This window comes from Asticcacaulis sp., from assembly GCF_051956075.1.
Classification (GTDB): Bacteria; Pseudomonadota; Alphaproteobacteria; order Caulobacterales; family Caulobacteraceae; genus Asticcacaulis.
In genome coordinates, this window is sequence record NZ_JBQCGA010000060.1 from 230,024 (window position 1) to 251,455 (window position 21,432).

21 protein-coding genes are annotated in these 21,432 nt (G+C 62.6%); 19 read left to right on the forward strand and 2 right to left on the reverse strand.

Annotated features, from left to right (window positions below; all coding sequences use genetic code 11):
* The first annotated feature begins 153 nt into the window (after positions 1-153).
* From ACTHLA_RS16375 to folP, 18 genes are all read left to right on the forward strand, one after another.
* On the forward strand, positions 154-612 hold the full coding sequence (locus ACTHLA_RS16375) for a division/cell wall cluster transcriptional repressor MraZ (RefSeq protein ID WP_440191857.1): 459 nt from the start codon (positions 154-156) through the stop codon (positions 610-612).
* Positions 612-1,589: a 16S rRNA (cytosine(1402)-N(4))-methyltransferase RsmH gene (rsmH, locus tag ACTHLA_RS16380; RefSeq protein ID WP_440191860.1), complete on the forward strand. Its 978-nt coding sequence runs from the start codon at positions 612-614 to the stop codon at positions 1,587-1,589. The genes ACTHLA_RS16375 and rsmH overlap by 1 nt, the downstream gene beginning before the upstream one ends.
* The gene (ftsL, locus tag ACTHLA_RS16385; protein WP_440191863.1) at positions 1,586-2,044 is read left to right on the forward strand and encodes a cell division protein FtsL; all 459 of its coding nucleotides are present in this window, start codon (positions 1,586-1,588) and stop codon (positions 2,042-2,044) included. Before rsmH ends, ftsL begins: the two co-directional genes overlap by 4 nt.
* Positions 2,041-3,795, forward strand: coding sequence for a peptidoglycan D,D-transpeptidase FtsI family protein (locus ACTHLA_RS16390; protein WP_440191866.1), 1,755 nt, complete (start codon positions 2,041-2,043; stop codon positions 3,793-3,795). The genes ftsL and ACTHLA_RS16390 overlap by 4 nt, the downstream gene beginning before the upstream one ends.
* A complete protein-coding gene (locus tag ACTHLA_RS16395) occupies positions 3,795-5,255 on the forward strand; it encodes a UDP-N-acetylmuramoyl-L-alanyl-D-glutamate--2,6-diaminopimelate ligase (protein ID WP_440191869.1) in 1,461 nt (486 codons plus the stop codon). Before ACTHLA_RS16390 ends, ACTHLA_RS16395 begins: the two co-directional genes overlap by 1 nt.
* Before the next feature lie 70 nt (positions 5,256-5,325).
* Entirely contained in the window at positions 5,326-6,690 is a 1,365-nt protein-coding gene (locus ACTHLA_RS16400; RefSeq protein ID WP_440191872.1) for a hypothetical protein, read from the forward strand.
* An 84-nt stretch (positions 6,691-6,774) separates the two neighbouring features.
* Positions 6,775-8,199, forward strand: a complete 1,425-nt coding sequence (locus ACTHLA_RS16405) for a UDP-N-acetylmuramoyl-tripeptide--D-alanyl-D-alanine ligase (RefSeq protein WP_440191875.1) — start codon at positions 6,775-6,777, stop codon at positions 8,197-8,199.
* Between the two features lie 18 nt (positions 8,200-8,217).
* Positions 8,218-9,330: a phospho-N-acetylmuramoyl-pentapeptide-transferase gene (mraY, locus tag ACTHLA_RS16410; RefSeq protein WP_440191878.1), complete on the forward strand. Its 1,113-nt coding sequence runs from the start codon at positions 8,218-8,220 to the stop codon at positions 9,328-9,330.
* Between the two features lie 10 nt (positions 9,331-9,340).
* Positions 9,341-10,765, forward strand: a complete 1,425-nt coding sequence (gene murD / locus ACTHLA_RS16415; RefSeq protein WP_440191881.1) for a UDP-N-acetylmuramoyl-L-alanine--D-glutamate ligase — start codon at positions 9,341-9,343, stop codon at positions 10,763-10,765.
* A gap of 20 nt (positions 10,766-10,785) precedes the next feature.
* A complete protein-coding gene (locus ACTHLA_RS16420) occupies positions 10,786-11,517 on the forward strand; it encodes a DUF4336 domain-containing protein (RefSeq protein WP_440191884.1) in 732 nt (243 codons plus the stop codon).
* A gap of 95 nt (positions 11,518-11,612) precedes the next feature.
* Positions 11,613-12,773 (forward strand): peptidoglycan glycosyltransferase FtsW, encoded by a 1,161-nt coding sequence (locus ACTHLA_RS16425; RefSeq protein ID WP_440191887.1) that lies wholly within the window; start codon positions 11,613-11,615, stop codon positions 12,771-12,773.
* Positions 12,774-12,870: 97 nt separating this feature from the next.
* A complete protein-coding gene (murG, locus tag ACTHLA_RS16430; protein ID WP_440191890.1) occupies positions 12,871-14,007 on the forward strand; it encodes an undecaprenyldiphospho-muramoylpentapeptide beta-N-acetylglucosaminyltransferase in 1,137 nt (378 codons plus the stop codon).
* 2 nt (positions 14,008-14,009) lie between these two features.
* Complete coding sequence (locus ACTHLA_RS16435; RefSeq protein WP_440191893.1) at positions 14,010-15,095, forward strand: AI-2E family transporter; 1,086 nt, start codon at positions 14,010-14,012, stop codon at positions 15,093-15,095.
* 54 nt (positions 15,096-15,149) lie between these two features.
* Positions 15,150-16,571, forward strand: a complete 1,422-nt coding sequence (gene murC / locus ACTHLA_RS16440) for a UDP-N-acetylmuramate--L-alanine ligase (protein WP_440191896.1) — start codon at positions 15,150-15,152, stop codon at positions 16,569-16,571.
* The gene (murB, locus tag ACTHLA_RS16445; protein ID WP_440191899.1) at positions 16,568-17,482 is read left to right on the forward strand and encodes a UDP-N-acetylmuramate dehydrogenase; all 915 of its coding nucleotides are present in this window, start codon (positions 16,568-16,570) and stop codon (positions 17,480-17,482) included. Before murC ends, murB begins: the two co-directional genes overlap by 4 nt.
* Complete coding sequence (locus tag ACTHLA_RS16450; protein ID WP_440191902.1) at positions 17,482-18,108, forward strand: hypothetical protein; 627 nt, start codon at positions 17,482-17,484, stop codon at positions 18,106-18,108. Before murB ends, ACTHLA_RS16450 begins: the two co-directional genes overlap by 1 nt.
* A gap of 125 nt (positions 18,109-18,233) precedes the next feature.
* Positions 18,234-19,097 carry an NAD(P)-dependent oxidoreductase gene (locus ACTHLA_RS16455; RefSeq protein ID WP_440191905.1) on the forward strand — a complete coding sequence of 288 codons (864 nt, stop codon included), beginning with the start codon at positions 18,234-18,236 and terminating at the stop codon, positions 19,095-19,097.
* A complete protein-coding gene (gene folP / locus ACTHLA_RS16460) occupies positions 19,094-19,924 on the forward strand; it encodes a dihydropteroate synthase (protein ID WP_440191908.1) in 831 nt (276 codons plus the stop codon). The genes ACTHLA_RS16455 and folP overlap by 4 nt, the downstream gene beginning before the upstream one ends.
* 48 nt (positions 19,925-19,972) lie before the next feature.
* Here the strand turns inward: folP and ACTHLA_RS16465 are convergent, their stop codons facing one another.
* Positions 19,973-20,320 carry a hypothetical protein gene (locus ACTHLA_RS16465; RefSeq protein ID WP_440191911.1) on the reverse strand — a complete coding sequence of 116 codons (348 nt, stop codon included), beginning with the start codon at positions 20,318-20,320 and terminating at the stop codon, positions 19,973-19,975.
* Positions 20,317-20,565 (reverse strand): DUF1653 domain-containing protein, encoded by a 249-nt coding sequence (locus ACTHLA_RS16470; RefSeq protein WP_440191914.1) that lies wholly within the window; start codon positions 20,563-20,565, stop codon positions 20,317-20,319. Before ACTHLA_RS16470 ends, ACTHLA_RS16465 begins: the two co-directional genes overlap by 4 nt.
* 48 nt (positions 20,566-20,613) lie before the next feature.
* Between ACTHLA_RS16470 and thiD the strand changes: the two genes are divergently transcribed.
* On the forward strand, positions 20,614-21,396 hold the full coding sequence (gene thiD, locus ACTHLA_RS16475; RefSeq protein WP_440191917.1) for a bifunctional hydroxymethylpyrimidine kinase/phosphomethylpyrimidine kinase: 783 nt from the start codon (positions 20,614-20,616) through the stop codon (positions 21,394-21,396).
* Positions 21,397-21,432 lie beyond the last annotated feature (36 nt).

Below are 21,432 nucleotides of genomic sequence, written 5' to 3' on the forward strand. Positions count from 1 at the left end.
TAAAACTCGATTTAGAGTCATCCAGAGTCATTGCATCCCATTTAAGCCCATGTTAACCCTGTTCAGTCCGAGTGATTTGGCCGGAGGGGTTAAAATTGCGCGTTCGGACGTGTGAAGACAGGGAGCGGGCCTGAAAGGCGCGGCAAGCGGGCGGTGTTTCTCTCCAGCCATGAGAAGCCTTTGGATGCGAAGCGGCGGATATTGGTGCCGCAGGACTTCCGCGCGTCCGCGCTCGTTCCGCATGACGATGTCGAACCCTTCGAGGGCCTGTACTGCTTCGCCGCCATTGATGCAGCCTGTATCGAATGCGGCGGCGCGGCCTTCTTCGCCGGTTATCGCGACGTCATCAACGCCATTCCGAAATTCACCCCGGCGCGCAAGGCGATGGAGCACCGCATCTACGCCGCCATGCAGCGCCTGAGCTTCGACACCGCCGGGCGCATCACCTTGCCGGAGGCGCTGTGCGAGCGTTTCGGCCTGAGCGGCAATGTGCTGATCGCGGGTCTGGGCGACTCGTTTCAGATCTGGAACCCAGACGCCTACAAAACCTATATGGCCGAGCAGGAGGCGCTGGTCAGCGCCGCCTTCACCGGGCAGGGAGGCGCCGCCTGATGTCGCAAGACGCGCACGTCTCCGTCCTGTTGCCTGAAGTGCTCGAAGCGCTGGGCGATGTTTCCGGAAAATTGGTTGTTGACGGCACCTTCGGCGCAGGCGGCTATACCCGCGCCCTGCTGGAGCGCGGCGCGCATGTTATCGGTTTTGACCGCGACGCTCGCGTCAAACCGTTCGTCGCGGCGGTGGCGAAGGATTATCCGCAACGCTTCCGCTGGGTAAATCTGCGTTTTTCCGAGATGGCCGGGGGTTTGGCTGAGTTGGGCGAGTCGGCGTGCGACGCCATAGTTCTGGACATCGGCGTCTCGTCGATGCAGCTCGATCAGGCTGAGCGCGGCTTCTCCTTCATGCGCGATGGTCCGCTCGACATGCGCATGAGCGTCGAGGGGCGCAGCGCCGCCGACATCGTCAACGAAGATGACCGCGACGAGATTGCGCGCATTCTCTGGCTGTACGGCGAGGAGCGCAAATCGCGCGCCATCGCCGCCGCTATCTGCCGCCGTCGCGAGGAGAAGCCCTTCACCCATACGCTCGATCTGGCCGAAGTCATCGAAAAGGCCCTTGGCGGCAGAAGATGGATAAAGGGGCGCGGCGCGCCTGTTCATCCGGCGACCCGAAGCTTTCAGGCGCTGCGCATTGCGGTCAATGACGAGCTGGGCGAACTTGAAGCGGCGCTGGAGACGGCGGAGACCCTGCTGCGCCCCGGCGGCGTGCTGGCCGTGGTCACCTTCCATTCGCTGGAAGACCGCATCGTCAAGACCTTTCTCAATGAACGCGCAGGGCGCGTCCCGTCCGGTTCGCGCCACGCGCCCCAGGTTGCGCGCGCCGAAGCGCCGCTTTACGAACTGATCACGCCCAAGGCGGTGCAGGCCTCCGACGCCGAGGCCGCCGCCAATCCGCGCGCGCGTTCGGCCAAGCTGCGCGCCGCACGCCGCACCGAGGCGCCGACTCCTCAACAGAAAGGATCGCGTCGATGAGCGGTTTTCTGCGCCTGTTCGAGCGTCGGGTTCGCGGCGTCCGCCTGATTGAACTGATTGGGTTGGTGCTGGTCTTTGGCATGATCTTCTGGGTCTGCTTGTCCAAGGCGCGCGAAGGCGACGACATTCGTCGCATGAATGATCTCGATCAGCAGATCGCCGACGAACAGACGGCGGTGAACGCGCTCAGGATCAAGGTGTCGCAGCTTGAACGCCCGGAGCGTCTGGAGGCCCTGGCCACCGGACTTCTCGATATGAAGCCGGTCGATCCGGCGCATGAAACGGACATCAGCGGCATCAGTCAGATCTCACGCACCACATCACGCGCGCCGCTCGTTGCGCCTGCTCCGTCACCGCCGACCGCGCCGCCTGCCGACACCCTGATTACGGCTGGGGGAGCCGCTGCGGCTGCGCCCGCGCCTGCGCCTGTGACGATCTCGGGAGGCGCGCAATGAGTCTGTCCATCTTCGAATCCACCCAATCCGGCTTTCAATGGGTCGCCGACCGCGTCTGGAAGGTCGAGCACGCCTTCGAGCGCGCCAACGCTTCCGACGCCAAGGCGTCAAGCGCGCGCATGCGCATCTTCATCATCCTGGTCGGGCTCGGCTTCGCCTATGTCTGTTTGGGCGCTTTCGCCGCGCGCGGTTCGCTGTCCGGCGACAATGACCGCATGACGGCGATTACCGGCGAGCCGAACGCGCGCGCGCAACTGGTGGATCGCAATGGCCGCCTGTTGGCCACAGATGTCAACGATTACAATATGTTCGTCGATCCGCGCGATATGACCGGCCAGGACCGCGGCCTCGTCAGAGCGGCGCTGGTTCAGATATTTCCCGACGATCGCGATCAGATTGACAAGATTTTCAGCGGCCACAGCCGCGTCATGCTGAACGGCCATATTGACGAGGGCGATCGTCAGCGTCTCCTGTCCTACGGTCTGCCCGGCGTCACCTTCGAGCCGCATCGTGTGCGCGACTATCCGCTCGGCAATACCGGCGCGGCCTATATCGGCATGACCATGCGCGGCGGCGGCGGCATGTCGGGCGCCGAAAAGGCCCTGCAGGATCAGATCGTGGCGCAGGCCGTCCACGATCAGCCCGTGCAACTGGCCATGGACCTGCGCGTACAGGGCGCGCTGGAAAACGAGGTGCGCGCCGCTGCAATCGACCAACGCGCCCTGCATGCGGTCGGCATTGTGACCAATGTGCGCACAGGCGAGATTTTGGGCATGGCGTCGTGGCCCGATTTCGATCTGAACAAACCGGCGGCCTTCACCGATGATCAGCGCCGCAATCACGCCGCCGTTGACCGCTTTGAAGTTGGCTCGATTTTTAAGGTGATCTCGATCGGCGTCGGCCTCGAAACTGGCGCGACCTCAATGAGCGCCACCTATGACGGTCGCCAGCCACTGGTTCTGGGCACCCGCAAGATCCATGACGATGAGCAGTCCGATCAGCTCATGACGCTGGAGGACGTGTTCATCCGTTCGTCCAATATCGGCACTTCGCGCATCGCGCTGGCGGTCGGCGCCGATCGGATGACGCACTATTATCAGGAACTGGGCCTGTTCCGATCGGCGGATTCCGAGCTTAGCGAGCCGGCGCCGCCAATCCTGCCGCGCCGCTGGTCGGAAAACAGCCTCGCCTCCAGCGCCTTTGGCCAATCCATGGCGATCACGCCCATGTCCTATGCCGAAGCGGCGGGCGCGGTGCTGAACGGGGGCTATTTGCGACCGCTGACCATCCGCAAATATGACGGAACCTCGCCGTTGCCGGGAACGCGGGTCATGTCGGCGACGACGACGCGCACCATGCTGGACCTGATGCGCGACAATGTGCTCAAGGGCACCGGCACGCGCGCCAATGTGCCGGGCCTTCGCGTTGGCGGCAAGACCGGCACGGCGCAAAAGCCGGTCAATGGCCGTTATACGCAGGATCGCATCTCGTCCTTCGCCGCCGTCTTCCCAACCGACGGACCTGTGGATAGCGACCGATATCTGGTGCTTGTCATGTTCGACTCGCCGCAAGGTTCGCCCAGCTCAAGTATGGTTAAGACGGGCGCCTATGTCGCGGCGCCGGTCGCCGGCCATGTCATTGAGCGGATCGCGCCCTTCCTGGGCGTAAAGCGTGTCGTTGATACGTTCAGCAACCCGAACTGGGACAAGGCGCCCGTTCAGGCCGACGATGTGACCGGAGGTGATGACTGATGAGCGCCGTGCGTCTTTCCGACATTCTGCGCCGCGATCTCGACCGCGATCCCGTCGTTACCGGGGTGACAGCGGACAGCCGTAAGGTCGCCGACGGGACGCTGTTCTGCGCCCTGCCCGGTGCGAAGGCCGACGGTCGCGACTTCATTCCCCAGGCGATCCGTCAGGGCGCCGCCGCCATTCTGGCGCCGGACAGTTCAGGTCTGGAAGGCGGCGAGTCCGTGGTGGTGCCGGTGTCGGACGTGCGCCGCGCCTATGCGCTGGCCGCAAGGGCGTTTTACGGGGCGCAGCCAAAGACCTGCGTGGCGGTGACCGGCACCAACGGCAAGACCAGCGTGGCGACCTTCTGTCGCCAGATTTTCGCGGCGCTCGGCCACAAATCAGCCTCGGTCGGCACGCTCGGCATCGTCTGTCAGACCCCCGACGGGACGGAAACCGCGATCACGCCGCCGGGCCTGACGACGCCAGACGCCGCCGATGTGGCGCGTTATATGACCCAGATGGCGCAGGACGGGGTCACCCATGTCGCGCTGGAGGCGTCGTCGCATGGCATCGACCAGAGACGGTTGGACGGGGTGTCTTTGGCGGCGGCGGGTTTCACCAATCTGACCCAGGACCATCTTGACTATCATGCGACGATGGACGCCTACCGCACGGCCAAACTACGTCTGTTTGAACAATTGTTGCCACGCGGAAAAACCGCTGTTTTAAATGCAGATTCTGACAGTTATAACGCCTTTGCAGCCATGTCGATCCTGTCGGGCCTCAGCGTCATGGCGGTCGGCGAACGCGGACGCGGCCTGAATATGACCGGCCGCGATCTGACCGTGGATGGTCAGATTCTGTATCTCGAACATCATGGCCGACGCTATGAGGTCAAGCTGCCGCTGGCGGGCCTGTTCCAGGCGTCGAATGCGCTTGTCGCCGCCGGTCTGGCGATTGCGGCGGGCGAGGACGCCGGGGCGGTGATCGACGCGCTGGGTCGGCTTAAGGGGGCGCGAGGGCGGCTGGAGCGCGTCGGCGCCCGATCGAACGGCGCCGAGGTCTATGTCGATTACGCGCATACGCCGGACGGGCTGGAGACAGTGCTGAAGGCGCTGCGCCCGCATACGCGCGGCAAACTGGTCTGCGTCTTTGGCTGCGGCGGCGACCGTGATCGCGGCAAAAGACCGCTGATGGGCGCCATCGCCGCGCGACTGGCCGATCGCGCCATTGTCACCGATGACAATCCGCGTAGTGAAGACCCGGCTTTGATCCGCGCCGAAGTGCTGGGCGGCATGGACAAGACCGCCATCGAAATCGGCGACCGCCGCGCCGCGATTTTCGAGGCGGTGGCGGGTCTGAAGACCGGCGATGTGCTGGTGGTGGCGGGCAAGGGGCACGAGCAAGGGCAGATCGTCGCGGGCCAGGTTCTGCCGTTTGACGACGTCGCAGTGGTGCGCGAAGCTCTGGCCGGTTAAGGCCATAGGCTTGAAATCTACGCACAAGACACGTTATGCCTATTCCTGACACAGGCATTGGGAGGGCAGGATGTTGCGTAATATCGCTTTGGGTATGCTGGCGCTGGGTCTGACCGCCCCGGGTGTGTCGCTGGCGCAGGACGCCGCGCCGCGACTGATCAAACAGGCAGTCTTCGGCGAGGTGCGCGAAGTCACGGGCGACGCCCTGCCTCTGGTGACGGCTAAACCGGGATGTAAGATTGCGCCTCTTTCCGGCGGGCCGTGCCTTGACGGAATCGCGCTCAGTGCGACGCCGTCGCGCGTGCTGATGCTGGCGCGCCCTGCGCAGAACGGCGACCGGGTTTCAGGCGCTTACGGTCGCGATTTCACCCTCTATACAGTCTGGCGCGATGCTCAAGGCGCGCATACGCAGGCTTTGGCGCTTCCCACCTCGAATCTGAGCGTTCCACGCGATTGTTTTGCATTGAGCGGCGAAGAGGTCGGCTACGGGATCGGCAGCCGCAACGGCGCGCCGGTGGCTGTGGAAAGCCAGATCGTCAGTTGCGGCGGCGGCCCGCGCGCGCCGCATGGCCCCTATGCGCCGCAAGGCGAGGTCATCCCTTCCGGCGCCGGCGGTTGGCATGTCTCGGAAATGCAACTTGTCGCCGGTCAACGCCGCTATCTGGCCCAGCCCGGATCGTGCGACCCGCAATTCAGCCTCAGGACCGACTGGTGCGCCGAAGCGGGCGTGCGTTACCTGCAGAGTCACCCTGACGAAAAGGAACTCGACCTGATCGCAACCAAGGCGCCAGTGCGGGCGGGCGACATATTAGGCGATGACGGCATTGAGCAATGGGTGCTGAAACGCAAGGGCGAAACCAAGTTCAAGGCCGATAGCCGCTGGTTCAAAAAATCTCTGATGACGACAGTGGACGGCTGTTCGCCGGTCGAGGCTATCCGCTGGTACGTCGAACCGGGTGAAGACGGTCTCTACATTACCGAAAAGGCGCTGAACCGTTGCGGCGCGCCTTTGGCGCCGGTTCCCGCCGACACCTATGAAGCCTATGGTCAGGATATGTTTATCGTCGATTGCGCTCAGCATCGCTGGCGCGACCGCGACGAAAAATCGCCGGATGGCTGCTTCGATCAGGCGCGCGACTATCTGAAACGCACGCGCCAGACCTCGGCCTGGGTCGTGGTGCTGAACCAGGGCGCGCGCCTCGACGACCACCTCTATGACGGCGGCTATATCAGCTATGACGTCGCGCGCGTCAGCCTGAGCAAGGACGGCGCGCTGCTGGCGAAGCGCGATACCGTCTATGCGCCCGGCGTCAGCCTGCGCAACTGCGCGCCGGTCAGCAACGGCCCGGCGGAATCGCATGGCTTCATCATCGTCAGGTCAATGGGCGTGCAATGGGCGCGTCCCTATGCCTGGATGAGTTGCCCGGTCTATTAACGCCCGTCTGTTAACGAAACGAAGCTTGCCTAATCGCCTGAGTCGGGTTCAATGACGCTTTGCATCGCGTAGCAGGACATATCTATGGCGGAACGGCCCCTTTGGACCTTTGCGGAACTGGCGCAGGCCACCGGCGGCACCTTGACGGGCCTGACGGACGGCGCGCCGCAGATGGCGAACGGCGTGAATTTCGACAGCCGCGCCCTCGCTCCGGGGGATGTGTTTCTGGCTTTGAAGGGCGTGCGCGACGGCCACGATTTCGTCCCGCAGGCTTTTGCCTCCGGCGCCGCCATTGCGGTGGTGAAGCGACCGCTTGAGGGCGGACCGTGCCTGCTGGTTCCCGATGTGCAGAAAGCGCTGGAGGACATGGCCGTATTTGCGCGCGACCGGGCGCCCGATTGCCGCAGGGGCGCGGTCACCGGCAGCGTCGGCAAGACCAGCGTGACCCAGATGGTGATGCAGGGCCTGCGCCGCGCTGGTAAGGCGCATTCGGCGGTCAAGAGCTTTAACAATCATATCGGCGTGCCGCTGACCCTGGCGCGCATGCCTGCCGACACGATGCGCGCCGTGTTCGAGATCGGCATGAACCACGCCGATGAGATCACCCCTTTGTCTGAATGTGTCGAGCCGCGCGCCGTCGTCATCACCACGGTCGGCGCCGTGCATACGGAGAATTTTCCAGATGGCGAAGCGGGCGTGGCGCGCGCCAAGGCCGAGATTTTCGACGGGTTGACGCCAGGCGGCCAGAATCTTGGAGGGTTGGCGATATTGAACGCCGACAACCGCTGGTTTGAGTTTCTCGCCAGCGAGGCGCGCGGCGCCGGCGCTCTGGTGGCCGCTTTCGGCGAGCAGGGCGGCGTCGATGCGCAACTGATCGCGCATCGCGTGCTTGGAGATCGAGCGCAGATCGAGGCGCGTTATCATGGTCGCGACATCGCGTTTTCGCTGTCGCATACGGGGCGACATCAGGCCGTCAATGCGCTGGCGTCGCTTTTGATGCTGGAGGCGCTGGAGGTCGATCTGGACACGTCCCTGGCGGCGCTCGAAAGCTTCGAGACACTGGAAGGGCGTGGCAAGGTGGTCGAACGTCCGTTTCGCGGCGGCAGACTGACCATCATAGATGAAAGTTATAACGCCAATCCGGTGTCGATGCGCGCAACGCTGCAAAGCCTCGGAGAGCGTGAAAAAACAAGCGAGTCGAACGGACGTAGGATAGCGGTTCTAACGGATATGTTAGAACTGGGCGCTGACGCCGAGGCGCAGCATGCAGGCTTGCTTGAGGCGTTAGAACGGGCGTCGGTGGCGCAGGTTTTTCTGGCTGGCCCCCTGATGAAAGCGCTTTGGGATGTTCTGCCATCGGATATGCGCGGTGCCTGGCGCGAAACAGCTATGGAATTGAGCGACGATGTGCTGAATAATCTGCAGGCGGGCGATACGGTCATGATCAAAGGTTCTAACGGCTCAAAGGCCGCTCTGATCGCCAAAGCCTTATTGGCGGAAAATAGTTAAGAAAGACAATAGACTGTTATGTTTTATCTTTTGTATGAACATCTTTCCGGCCTGCATCAGCATTTTCCGCTGATCAATCTGATGCGCTACCAGACGGTGCGCATCTTTCTGGCCATGATCACATCCTGGGTGGTAGCGGTGTCGATGGGGTCACGCTTTATCCGCTGGATGCGCGCCCGTCAGGGCAAGGGCCAACCGATCCGCGAAGATGGCCCGCAAAGCCACCTGCTGACCAAGAAGGGCACGCCGACCATGGGCGGGCTGATGATCCTGGCCGGGATCGCGGTCGCCACAATTCTGTGGGCCGATCCGCATTCGGCCAGTGGCTGGGTCGTGTTCGGCGTGACCATGGCTTATGGCGTGCTGGGCTTTATCGATGACTACGCCAAGGTGACCAAGCAAAGCTCGGCGGGCCTGACCTCGATTCAGAAGCTGATCGCTCAGATCGCCATCGCCGTCGCGGCGGTGCTGGTTATCATGTATTATTCGCCCGCGCCGCCGGACGCTCCGCATCTGGCGACGTCTCTGGTCGTGCCGGTGTTCAAGAACTTCATCTGGGATATGGGGTTGTTCTACATTGTGTTCGGCGCGGTCGTGATCTTCGGCGCCTCCAACGCCGTCAATCTGACTGACGGCCTTGACGGTCTGGCCATCGTGCCGGTGATGATCGCGGCGGGCGCCTTTGCATTGATCGCCTATCTCGTCGGCAATTTCGTCTTCGCCAACTATCTGATTGTCCACTATGTGCCCGGCGCGGGCGAGGTGGCGGTGATCTGCGCGGCCATCATCGGCGGGGGCATGGGCTTTTTGTGGTACAATGCGCCGCCTGCCAAGATTTTCATGGGCGACACAGGTTCTCTGGCGCTGGGCGGCGGGCTGGGCGCGGTGGCCGTGGCGGTCAAACACGAGATCGTATTGGCCATTATCGGCGGCCTTTTTGTCGTTGAAGCCCTTTCGGTCATAATCCAGGTGGGGTATTTCAAACTGACCAAGAAGCGCGTCTTCCTGATGGCGCCGATTCACCACCATTTCGAAAAGCTGGGATGGGCGGAATCCACCGTTGTCGTGCGTTTCTGGATCGTCGCCGCCATGCTGGCCATGCTTGGTCTGGCCACGCTCAAGATCAGATAAGGGACTCGCCGTGATTCCGGTCAAAGGCTTTGCAGGCAAGCGCGTCGCCATTTTCGGCCTCGGTCGATCCGGCCTGTCGGCGGCGCGCGCGCTCAAGGCGGGCGGCGCCGAGCCTCTGTTGTGGGACGATAAGCCTGCATCCGTCATGGCTGCGACCAGAGAGCGGTTTACGGTTGAGAACCTGAAAAACGCCGACTGGTCCGAGATCGACGCCCTGATGCTGTCTCCGGGCGTGCCGCTCACCCATCCCGAACCGCACTGGACGGTCAAGCTGGCGCAGGACGCCGGCGTTCCGGTCATCGGCGACATCGAACTGTTCGCCCAGACCCTGGCCGCCCTGCCGGAACATAAACGGCCTAAGGTGGTGGCCATCACGGGCACCAACGGCAAATCGACGACCACGGCCCTGATCGGCCACATCCTCAAAGCTGCGGGCAAGGACGTGCATGTTGGCGGCAATATCGGCGTCGGCGTGCTGGACCTGCCTGAGATGCATGCGGGCTCGGTCTATGTCATTGAAACCTCGTCCTATCAGCTCGATCTGGTCCACAGTTTTCGACCCGACGTGGCGGTTCTGACCAACTTCTCGCCCGATCATCTCGACCGCCACGGCGGCATGGACGGTTATATCAGGGCGAAAAAGCGCCTGTTCATGAATCAGACGGCGGCGCAGGTCGCGGTCATCGGCGCCGACGACGACTGGTCCGCCGCCCTGATCAGCGAAATGCGCGTAGCGAGTCCGGTGAAACTGGTTCCGGTCTCTGCGCGCCGCACTCTGGGGCAGGGTGTTTATGCGCTGAACGGCGTCCTTTACGACGGCACGGGGCCGCGCGCGCGTCAGATCATTGACCTCAAGACGGTGCGCACGCTCACCGGACGGCACAACTGGCAGAACGCGGCCTGCGCCTATGCGGCGTGCCGCGCCCTGGGGCTGGAGCCGGACGTGATCGTCGCAGGTATGAGAAGCTTCCCCGGCCTCGATCACCGCATGCAGGAGATCGGGCGTATCGGCAAGGTGCGCTTCATCAACGATTCCAAGGCGACCAATGCCGACGCCGCGCGTCAGGCCATGTCGAGCTATGACAGGTTTTTCTGGATCGCGGGCGGCGTCGCCAAGGCGGGCGGCATTCAGGATCTGCGTGACCTTTTCCCCCGCATCAAGCACGCCTTCCTGATCGGGGAGGCGGCGGAGTTGTTTGAGAAAACCATTGGCAAGGATGCCGCCTGCACCCAGTCCCGGCATCTGTTCACCGCGGTGGCGCAGGCCTATGCCGAGGCGGAGAAATCGGGCCGCGAGGAGATCGTGCTGTTCTCGCCCGCCTGCGCCAGCTTCGATCAGTTCACCGACTTCGAAGCGCGCGGCGACGCGTTCAAGCAGGCGGTCAAGGAAATATCCGGCTCCATCCTGACCGGCGAGACCTTGGCGGGACGGTAGTGCGGGGGGAAGCGGACACCATGCGTGATCATGATCTCTATCCGCCCCTTAATACGCTGAAATCAATTGTTGACGATATCTGGATTGTCGATGGGCCGCTGATCCGGTTCGGCTTCGGCCCATTCAAAATGCCGTTCCCAACGCGCATGACTGTTGTGCGGGTCGGCGGTGATCTGTTCGTGCATTCGCCGACTCCACTGACGCCCGATCTGAAGGCGCAGATTGACGCCGTGGGGCGGGTGCGCTGGTTGATCGGGCCGAACCGGTTGCATTTTTGGTGGCTGCCCGACTGGCGCGCCGCCTATCCGGAGGCCGGGGTCTGGATCGCTCCGGAAATCCGCAAACAGGCCAATGGAAGGATCGACTTCCCGACTCATCTGCTGGAGGCGCGCGATGGCTATCCATGGGACGGCGCCCTGCGCACCCTGCCGATCGTCAGCCGCTTCATGACCGAGGCCATCTTCTTGCATGCCTCCAGCCGGACCCTGATCCTGACCGATCTGATCGAAAATTTCGAGCCGGATCATGTGCGGTCCTGGGGCATGCGTCTGTTGGTCCGGTTGGGCGCGGCGGACGGTTTTATGCCGAGCGATATGCGCGCCACGTTCGGGCCGTATAAGCCCGCCCTCAGGCGAGCCATCGAGACGCTGATCGGCTGGAACCCTGAACGTATTTTGCTCGCGCACGGGCGTTGGTATGAGCGTGACGGAACGATGGAACTTCGCCGGGCGTTCAACTGGCTATTAGGGTAAAGACTTTGTTGCGGATAAGGCGCGACTTTAAGGCGATCTTAACCATGGCTTGCTGAATCCTGAACTTGAATTCTTCCCCGCCAGGATTGCGTATCATGACCCAGGCCTATGCCCATCCGTTTACGCGCACCGACCGTTCGCCGACCGCCATGTGGTGGTGGACGCTGGACCGCGTAACCCTGGCGCTGGCTTTGGTCCTGCTGACCCTGGGTTTTTTCTTCTCGTTTTCGTCTTCGCCGGTGGCTGCGCGACATATCGCCAGCCACGACGACTTCTATTACACCAAGCGCCATTTCGTCTTCATGATCCTGACGGCGGGCCTGATGGTGGCGACCTCCATGCTGTCGCTGAAGGGGCTGAAGCGCGTTTCGGTTGCGGTCTATGGCTTCATGCTGAGCATCATGGCGCTGTTGCCGGTGATCGGCCACGCCGCCAAGGGCGGACGGCGCTGGCTGGCTCTGGGGCCGGTGGCGTTGCAGCCGTCGGAATTTCTCAAGCCCGCCCTGATCGTGCTGATCGCCTGGATGTTCTGCGAAGGCCAGAAGGGCAAGGGCGTGCCGGGCGTCACCATCGCCATGATCCTGTATGCGATGGCGATTTTCCTGTTGTTGATCCAGCCTGATGTCGGCCAGTCGATCCTGATCACCATCGCCTTCGGGGCGTGCTTCTTTATTTCAGGCGTGCCGTTTCGCTGGATTATCGGCATGCTGGGCGCGGCGGGGGCGGGGCTGGTCGGCCTGTTCTTCATCCAGCCGCATTTTCGCAACCGCATTATGGGCTTTATCCAGCCGGACGCCGACTCGGCCTATCAGGTCAACGCCGCCAAGGCGGCCATCGCCAATGGCGGCCTGTGGGGCGTCGGCCTCAATGAAGGGGTGATGAAGCGGCACATTCCCGACCTGCATACCGACTTCATCTACTCCGTCGTGGCCGAGGAATACGGTCTGTGGATGACGCTGATCATCATCGGCATATTCGGCTTTATCGTCGTGCGCGGCCTGCTCAAGACGATGGCGATGCAGGATCCCTTCCGTCAGATCGCCGCGTGCGGGCTTTACATCATGCTGGGCACGCAGGTGCTGATCAATGTGTCGGTCAATCTGGGCCTGATTCCGCCCAAGGGCATGACCTTGCCGTTCATCTCCTATGGCGGCTCGTCCATGCTGGCCATGGGGCTGTGCCTTGGCTTCATCCTGGCCCTGACGCGCAAGCGCAATGATGAGATCGTGGTCAATGACGATCCGAGCCATTGGTGAAAACAGGCTTAGATTTTTACATCCGCTGCATTATGCTGCCGCATAAATTTTCGCCCTGACGCTTCGCTTCTTGAGGGCTTTTCCGGGGGCTTGAAACTTGGCCGAAAAACCACGTCGTAAATCATCGTCCTTCGCCGACAAGCCGCTGGCCGTCGTCGCCGCCGGCGGCACGGGGGGGCATCTGTTTCCCGCCGAGGCTTTGGCGCGTGAACTGAGCGCGCGCGGCTGGGAGATCGTGCTGGCCTCGGACGCGCGCGGCGCCGCTTATGCTGAAAACTTCCCGGCGAAAGAGCGCCTGTCGCTGGAGGCCGCCACCTTTAAAAAGGGCGATCCGATCGGCATGGTTAAGGCCGGATTCCGCATCGCGACGGGCATTCTTCAGGCGCGCAAGGCATTCAAGCGGCTGAAGCCGTGGGCGGTGATCGGCTTTGGCGGCTATCCGTCCTATCCGGCGCTGATGGCGGCCCTGTCGCGCAAGGATGTGACTCTGATCCACGAGCAGAATTCGGTGCTGGGCCGCTCCAACCGGCAATTGGCGGCGAAGGTTGACGCCATGGCCTGCGCCTTTCCCGTGCTGCGCATGGCGCCGCCAGAGCTGGAAGGCCGGGTGCAGGTGGTCGGCAATCCGGTGCGCCCCGATATCCGCGCCCTTTACGATCAGCCCTATCCGTCGGTCGATAAGACAGTCCGCATCCTGATCACCGGCGGCTCGCAGGGCGCGAAAATCCTGTCCGAAATGGTCCCAAGGGCGCTGGCCCTGCTGCCGGTGTCGATCCGCATTCACCTGCATGTCGAGCAGCAGACGCGCGCTGAGAACGTCGCCGAAGCCGAGGCGACCTACAAGGCCGCTGACATCGAGGCCGAGATCGCGCCCTTTTTCACCGACATGGCCGCGCGTCTGGCGCGCGCGCACATCGTCATCGGTCGCGCCGGGGCTTCGACCTGCTGCGAGTTGGCCGTTGCGGGGCGGCCTTCGCTGCTGATCCCGCTCAAGATCGCTATGGATGATCACCAGACCTGGAACGCCGAGGTGCTGAAGGAGGCCAAGGCCGCCGTCGTGGTGCGCGAAGACGACTGCACGCCGGAAAAGCTGGCCGAAGAGATACGCACCCTGATCGAAGGCGCGCAACTGCTGCCGGTGCGCGCGGCGGCGGCGAAGTCCGTGGCGCGGCCTGACGCGGCGCGATTGCTGGCCGATCTGGTCGAGCGCACCGTGGCGCGCGTGAAAGGCTAAGCATGGCGCGCGATAACGAAAACCCGACAGACGGATTGACCGGCGGCTTTGTCCAGCGCGTGCTGTTTATCATTGTCGCCGCTTTCGCCGCCTTTCTGATCTTCAAGCTGACCGGCCTGTGGCTGCTGATCTTCGGCGCCGTGGTGATCGCCACCGTGCTGCGCGCCCTGGCCGAGCCTTTGATCAAATATACGCCGCTGAACGACACCTGGGCGGTCCTGAGCGTTCTGGTCGCGGTGCTGGCCTTTCTGGCGCTGACGATTTCGCTGTTCGGTCTGCAGATCGCCGATCAGGCGCATATCCTGTCCACGCAATTGCCCGCCGCCTGGGCTGCGGTGCAGGCCAAGCTGGAGACCTTGCCCATCGGCGCGCAGATCAAGGATCAGATCGACCAGCTTGGCCATCAGGCGGGCGGGGTCGTTTCCAAACTGCCGCTGGTGGCGGGCAATGTCCTGTCTTCGGTCGCCAACACCTTTGTCGCGCTGGTGGCCGGGGTCATCCTGGCCATCAACCCGGCGCGTTACCGGGACGGCGTGGTTTTCCTGCTGCCTGACCGCCACAAGGACAAGATGCGCGAGGCTATGAACACGGCGGGCGGCGCTTTGCGGCTCTGGTTTATTGGCCAGTTCATTTCGATGGTGCTGGTCGGGACGCTGACCGGCATCGGCCTGTCGATCGTCGGCCTGCCGTCAGCGGTGACGCTGGGGCTATTGTCTGGCGTGGCGCAGTTCGTGCCGCTGGTCGGACCGGTGGCGGCGACCGCGCCGGGCCTGTTGCTGGGGGCCATGTCCGGTTGGCAGACCGTGCTGTGGGCGCTGATCGTCTATACCGGCGTGTCGCAGCTTGAGAGCAATTTTATCACCCCGATGGTGCAGAGGCGCGTCGCCGATATTCCGATTGTCATCACCCTGTTCGCCGTCATCGGTTTCGCCGGACTGATGGGGCCGATGGGGGTGCTGTTCGCCATGCCGCTGACCGTGATCATCTACACCCTGATCCGCAAGCTTTATACCGGCGCCGACGCGCGGGAAGCGCACCGCAAGGGCCTGTTTCTGACGGCGTTCCTGAAGCGCAAAAAGGACAAGTGACACCCGCCGCCCGATCCGCTACATCGGGCCGTCTTTCTTTCAAGCGAACCTGATATGGCCCACACCAAGCGTCCCACACCTTTCGACCTCGGCCCCGTGCATTTTGTCGGCATTGGCGGCATCGGCATGAGCGGCATCGCCGAAATCATGCTCAAGATCGGCTATGCCGTACAGGGCTCCGACGCCAAGGCCAGCGCCAATACCGAGCGGCTGGAAAAGCTGGGCGCGAAAATCTTTATCGGCCATGCGCCCGAGCATGTGACGGACGGCGTCTGCGCGCTGGTCTATTCGACGGCGGTCAAGCACGATAACCCGGAAATGCTGGAGGCGCGCCGCCGCCGCATCCCGCTAGTGCGCCGCGCTGAAATGCTGGCCGAACTGATGCGGCTGCAATTCTCCATCGCCGTTGGTGGCACGCATGGCAAGACGACCACGACCTCGATGGTGGCGGCGCTGCTCGATGCAGGTGGGCTTGACCCCACCGTGGTCAATGGCGGCATCATCAACGCCTATGGCACCAACGCCAAGGTTGGGGACGGCGAGTGGATCGTGGTCGAGGCCGACGAGTCGGACGGGTCTTTCCTGCGGCTGAAATCGACCCTGGCCATCGTCACCAATATCGACGCCGAGCATCTCGATCACTGGGGGGATTTTGACGCGGTTAAGAAGGGTTTTTGCGATTTTATCGAAAATATCCCGTTTTATGGCTTCGCGGCGGTCTGCATCGACCACCCGGAGGTGCAGGCGCTTTCGGCGCGCGTCGAGAATCGCCGCCTGATCCCCTATGGAACCTCGCCGCAGGCCGAGGTGCGCTGCGTCAATATTGATTTCGGCCCTGAAGGCGCCTGTTTCGACGTCATCTTCCAGCCGTCCGGCGCCGAAGCCGTGACCTGGGAAAAGCTGAAACTGCCGATGACCGGCAACCACAATGTCTCCAACGCCACGGCGGCGATTGCGGTGGCGCGCGAACTGGGCGTCAGCGAAGATGCGATCCGCGCGGGGCTGGCCGGTTTCGGCGGCGTCAAGCGGCGCTTCACCACGACCGGCGTAACAAAATCAGGCGTGCGCGTGATCGACGATTACGGTCACCACCCGGTCGAGATCGCCGCCGTCTTACGCGCCGCGCGTCAGGTGTCGCAAGGCCGGGTGATCGCCGTGGTGCAGCCGCACCGCTATACCCGCCTGCGCGACTTGATGACCGAGTTCGCCACCTGCTTTAACGACGCCGACATGGTGATCGTGGCCGATGTCTATTCGGCTGGTGAAGCGCCTATCGAAGGCGTGGACAAGCAGCATCTGGTCGAGGCTCTGCATCGCTTCGGCCACCGCAGCGTCATGGCGCTAGGCGGCCCGGCGGAACTGGCCTCGGTGGCAGCGGTCGAGGCGAAGTCGGGCGATCTGGTCGTCTGCCTCGGCGCGGGCGACATCACACAATGGGCCTACGCCCTGCCGGGTCAGTTGGACGCCCTGCAATGAGCCATGAATCGAAATCCTGGATCAGCCAGTTGCCGCCGGTGCGCGGGCGGATGCTGTATGGCGAGGCTCTGGCCCCCTTTACGTGGTTCCGCGTCGGCGGTCCGGCGGATGTGATCTTCCTGCCAGAGGACGTGGCGGACCTGTGCGATTTCCTGAAAAAGCTCGATCCGGGCGTGCCGGTGATGGCGGTCGGGGTCGGTTCGAACCTGCTGGTGCGCGATGGCGGCGTCGAGGGCGTGGTGATCCGGTTGGGCAAGAACTTCGCCGGGGTTGAGCCGCGCGGCGAGGGACGCCTATGGGCAGGCGCGGCGGCGCTGGACGCGCAGGTCGCCAAGGTGGCGGCGCAGAACGGCATTGCCGGGCTGGAGTTTTATCGCGGCGTGCCGGGAACCATCGGCGGCGCGATTGTGATGAATGCAGGCTGCTATGGTTCGGAAACCAAGGACGTGCTGATCGAAGCCCACGCGGTGACGCGATCGGGCGAACTTGTGACGCTGTCCAATGCCGAAATGGGCTATTCGTATCGCCATTCCACGCCCGACAATCTGATCTATATCGGCGCGCTCTATCAGGGGACGCCTGACGATCCGGCGGCGGTCACAGCGCGCATGGAGGCGATCACCGCCCGCCGCGAACAGACCCAGCCGATCCGCGAAAAAACCGGCGGCTCGACGTTTAAGAACCCGGAAGGCAAGAGTGCGTGGCAATGCGTCGATGAGGCAGGCTGGCGCGGGCGTCTCTATGGCGGCGCCAAGTTCTCGGAATTGCATGCCAACTTCATGATCAATACCGGCGAAGCGACCGCCACCGACCTCGAAGGTCTGGGCGAAGCTGTGCGCGCCGACGTGAAGTCAAAGCTGGGCATCGACCTGCATTGGGAAATCAAGCGCGTGGGACGGACGCACAGGTAATGTCAAAAATTATCACTACTGAAATTGCTAAAAATTGTATTCACAATGGCTTAATTAGTAGTCGAGATGACTATATTGATTGGTCTGGTGGTCTCGGTTTGTGGCGGGCTCCTGAATATTTGATTACTATCAACATTGCAAGAGAGTTTAGCAAAAACGGATTTAAGAATTTTGTAGTTTTGGAAAAAAGCGCAATAGATGCGTTTCGAGAATCTCGAACAAAAAATACAGGCCGAATCGCGTCCGATTGGCGTCCTTATGGTCGTGTTGATATAATGCTTTATAATTGTGAAAAGCCTATTGTGCCAATTGAGGTTAAAAGATTTGTAAGTACGTACTCATCGATTGGATCTGACATGAAAAGAATTACAAAATTTGTCACACGATCCCATGGGGAAAGCAGTATAAAGTTTGGAGCAATCGCTTTTTACATAGGAAGTGATGATAAAAATCCAGAGAAGGCGCAGAATAGAGTTAAAAGTAGATTGGATAATATTGAAATGGAAGCGAAATTTAATCTTCCTAAGGGGCTGACTCTTAAATTGATGGCGGGTGAAATCAAGCAAGTAGATGGAGGAGCATGGTCAGCTGCCGCGCTCATTGTAGAACCTAATGAACAAAATTGATCTATTTTGAACTTCAAAATCGTATCCGCGCGACCATAACTTAGCGAAGTCCCCCCCTCCGTCAGCGACTTCGCGCTGCCACCTCCCCCGTAAACGGGGGAGGATGAAAGATAAGGAGCCACATCATGAAGATCGGATTTATCGGCCTCGGCAATATGGGGGCGGCGATTGCGCCGAATTTTCTGCGCGCCGGGCATGAGTTGGTCGTGTGGAACCGCACGGCGACGCGCGCCGGGCCGCTGGTCGCCGAGGGCGCGAAGCTGGCCTCCGGTCCGGCCGAAGCGGCGCGGGTCGATGCGGTTTTCACCATGCTGTCCGACGATGCGGCGCTTGAGGGCGTCAGCGAGGCGATCCCTGACAATCTGCCCGCCGGGGGCCTGCACGTTTCGCTCAGCACGATTAGCGTCGCTCTCGCTTACAAGCTGACCGAGGCGCATAAAGCCAAAGGGCAGGCCTTTGTCAGCGCGCCGGTGTTCGGACGGCCCGCCGTTGCGGCCGAGGGCAAGCTTTTCATCACCGCCGCCGGGTCCGAGGCGGATATGCAGAAGGCCATGCCGCTCTTGCAGGTTATCGGCCAAAAGGTCGAAGTCTTTGGCGATACGCCTTCTATGGCGAACCTCGTCAAGCTGGCGGGCAATTTCCTGATCGTGTCGCTGACCGAGACCCTGGGCGAGGCGATGGCGCTGGTCGAGACGGGCGGCGCGTCCAAGGCGCAGTTCCTCGATTTCCTGACCTCGACCCTATTCAACGCGCCGATCTATAAAAATTACGGCGCCATGATCGTGAAAGAGACCTTCTCGCCCGCCGGGTTCGGCGCGTCTCTGGCCGCCAAGGATGTGCGGCTGGCGGGCGAGGCGGCGGAGACGCTCGGCGTCGCCATGCCGCTTAATGACCTGCTGCGCGCGCGCCTAAAACGTCTGATCGACGGCGGGGAGGGCGATCTGGACCTGACGGCTCTGTCCCTGCTGGCGCAAAGAGACGTAAAATGACTCTGCTGGACCTCTACGCCGCCAAGGGGCCACTGATCATGGGCGTGATCAATGTCACGCCCGACAGCTTTTCCGATGGCGGACGGCACAACGGCCTCGAAGCGGCGCTTGAACACGCTGAGGCGCTGCTGGAAGCCGGGGCGGATGTGCTGGATATTGGCGGCGAATCGACCCGGCCCGGCGCGCATCCGGTCAGCATCACCGAGGAGATCAACCGCATCGTGCCGGTGATCGACGCCCTGTCGCGCCGCACCGACGCGCCGTTAAGCGTCGATACCTTCAAGCCGGAAGTGGCCGAAGAGGCCCGCCACGCTGGCGCCGGCATCTGGAACGACATCAGCGCTCTGGGCGCGCCGGACGCGCTGGAGACGGCGGCGCGGCTCGATATGGAGGTCATCCTGATGCACATGCAGGGCGAGCCGCGCACCATGCAGGCGAACCCGTGGTATGAGGATGTGGTGGCCGAGGTCGAATCCTTCCTGCTGGAGCGCGCCGGGGCCGCGGTGCGCGCCGGGTTGGCGAAGGAGCGCGTCTGGCTCGATCCCGGCATAGGGTTCGGCAAGACGCTCGATCACAATCTGGCCCTTTTGCGCGCTACCGACCGGCTGGCCGGGCATGGCTATCCGCTGCTGATGGCCGCCTCACGCAAGCGTTTCATTGCCGCGCTGGAGGAGCGCGAAGGCGCGGAGCTTTCGGGGCCGGAGGAACGTTTGGGCGCCAGCATCGCCGTGCATCTGCACGCCATCCGGCAGGGCGCTAAAATGGTGCGCGTACATGATGTGGCGGAGATGAAGCAGGCTTTGCGGCTTATGCGGGCGCTGGGGTAGTTACCCCTCCACCGTTTCGCGGTCCCCCTCCCCATGAATGGGGAGGAGTCACGACATCGGCGGATAGATGTCGAAGGCGGCCAGAAAGCCGGGGTCTTCGACCACCGCGCCGCAACTGAGCAGGTATTTCCCCGGCGCTTGCAGCTTGAAGGCGGCGGGAACCAGAGGCAAGGCCAGTTCCTGACCGGACTTGCCGCCGACCAGAGACAGCACAAAGCCTTCGTCGCGATTGGCGCGGACCAGCATACCCGCCATGATCTCGTAACTGAGCAGGTCATCGTCCGGCCCGATCCGGTTCAGCCGCACCAGAATCAGCGTGTTCCGCGCCGCACGCAGCACCGGATGGTCGCGCTCGGCGAACAGATCGGGTTGCAGTTCGTTCCATCTTCCGCTCATGCGGTGACGAAGGCGAAGCGCGCCATCCGTCCCTGCGGCGTTTCGACCGCTTCGGTGAACATGCCCAGCGGCCTGACCCACAGGGTCGCTTCGCCCGCTGTCTGACCTTCCGGCGCGTACAGCACCAAAATCTCCTCGGTCTCCGAATGGCGCACCGTGCCGAAGACGCGATAGGTCTTGCCCTTATAATGGCGATAAAGGCCGCGCGGCAGGTCGCTTTTGTAGAACGAGGTTGTTATGTCCATAACAGCTCCCTAGATGGATTCTTGTCTCTCGTCTTCCTAAGGATGGTCATGCAGCGCGTTCTCATCATCGCCGGGTCCGATTCGTCGGGCGGGGCGGGCATTCAGGCCGACATCAAGACCGTAACCTGCCTCGGCGGCTACGCCATGACCGCGATTACGGCCCTGACAGCGCAGAATACGCTCGGCGTTTCAGGCGTCCTGCCCATCGCGACGGACTTTGTGCGTCAGCAGGCCGATGCGTGTCTTGACGATATCGGCGCCGATGCGATCAAGACCGGCATGCTGGGCGACGCGTCAATGATTGATTGCGTGGCGGACATCATCGAAAAGGCCGGGGTCTTCACCGCGGTCGATCCGGTCATGGTCGCCAAGGGCGGGCATCCGCTGCTGGCGGCGCAGGCGGTTCATACGCTGAAAACCCGCCTGCTGCCGCTGGCCGACCTTTTGACGCCCAATACACCTGAGGCCGAGGCGCTGACCGGCCTCAGCATCGTGAGCGAGGCCGATATGCGAACCGCCGCCGAGGCCCTGCTCGATCTGGGCGCGAAGGCGGTGCTGATGAAGGGCGGGCATCTGGATACAGGCGCTGAAGTCGTCGATCTGCTGGTTACGCGAGACGCGGTTCACCGCTTTACGGCGCCGCGTGTGGAGACGCGGCATACCCACGGCACCGGCTGCACGATGGCAAGCGCCTGCGCCGCTCTGATGCGCGAAGGCCGCCCGCTGGAGGAAGCGGTCGGCCTGGCGAAAGACTATATCGGCGGGGCGATTCTGATGGCGCCCGGTCTGGGGCAGGGGCATGGACCGCTGCGTCACAACTGGCTGCTCTGAAGCCGAAGCGGCGCGGAGCGGGGGAGCGCCCCGCGC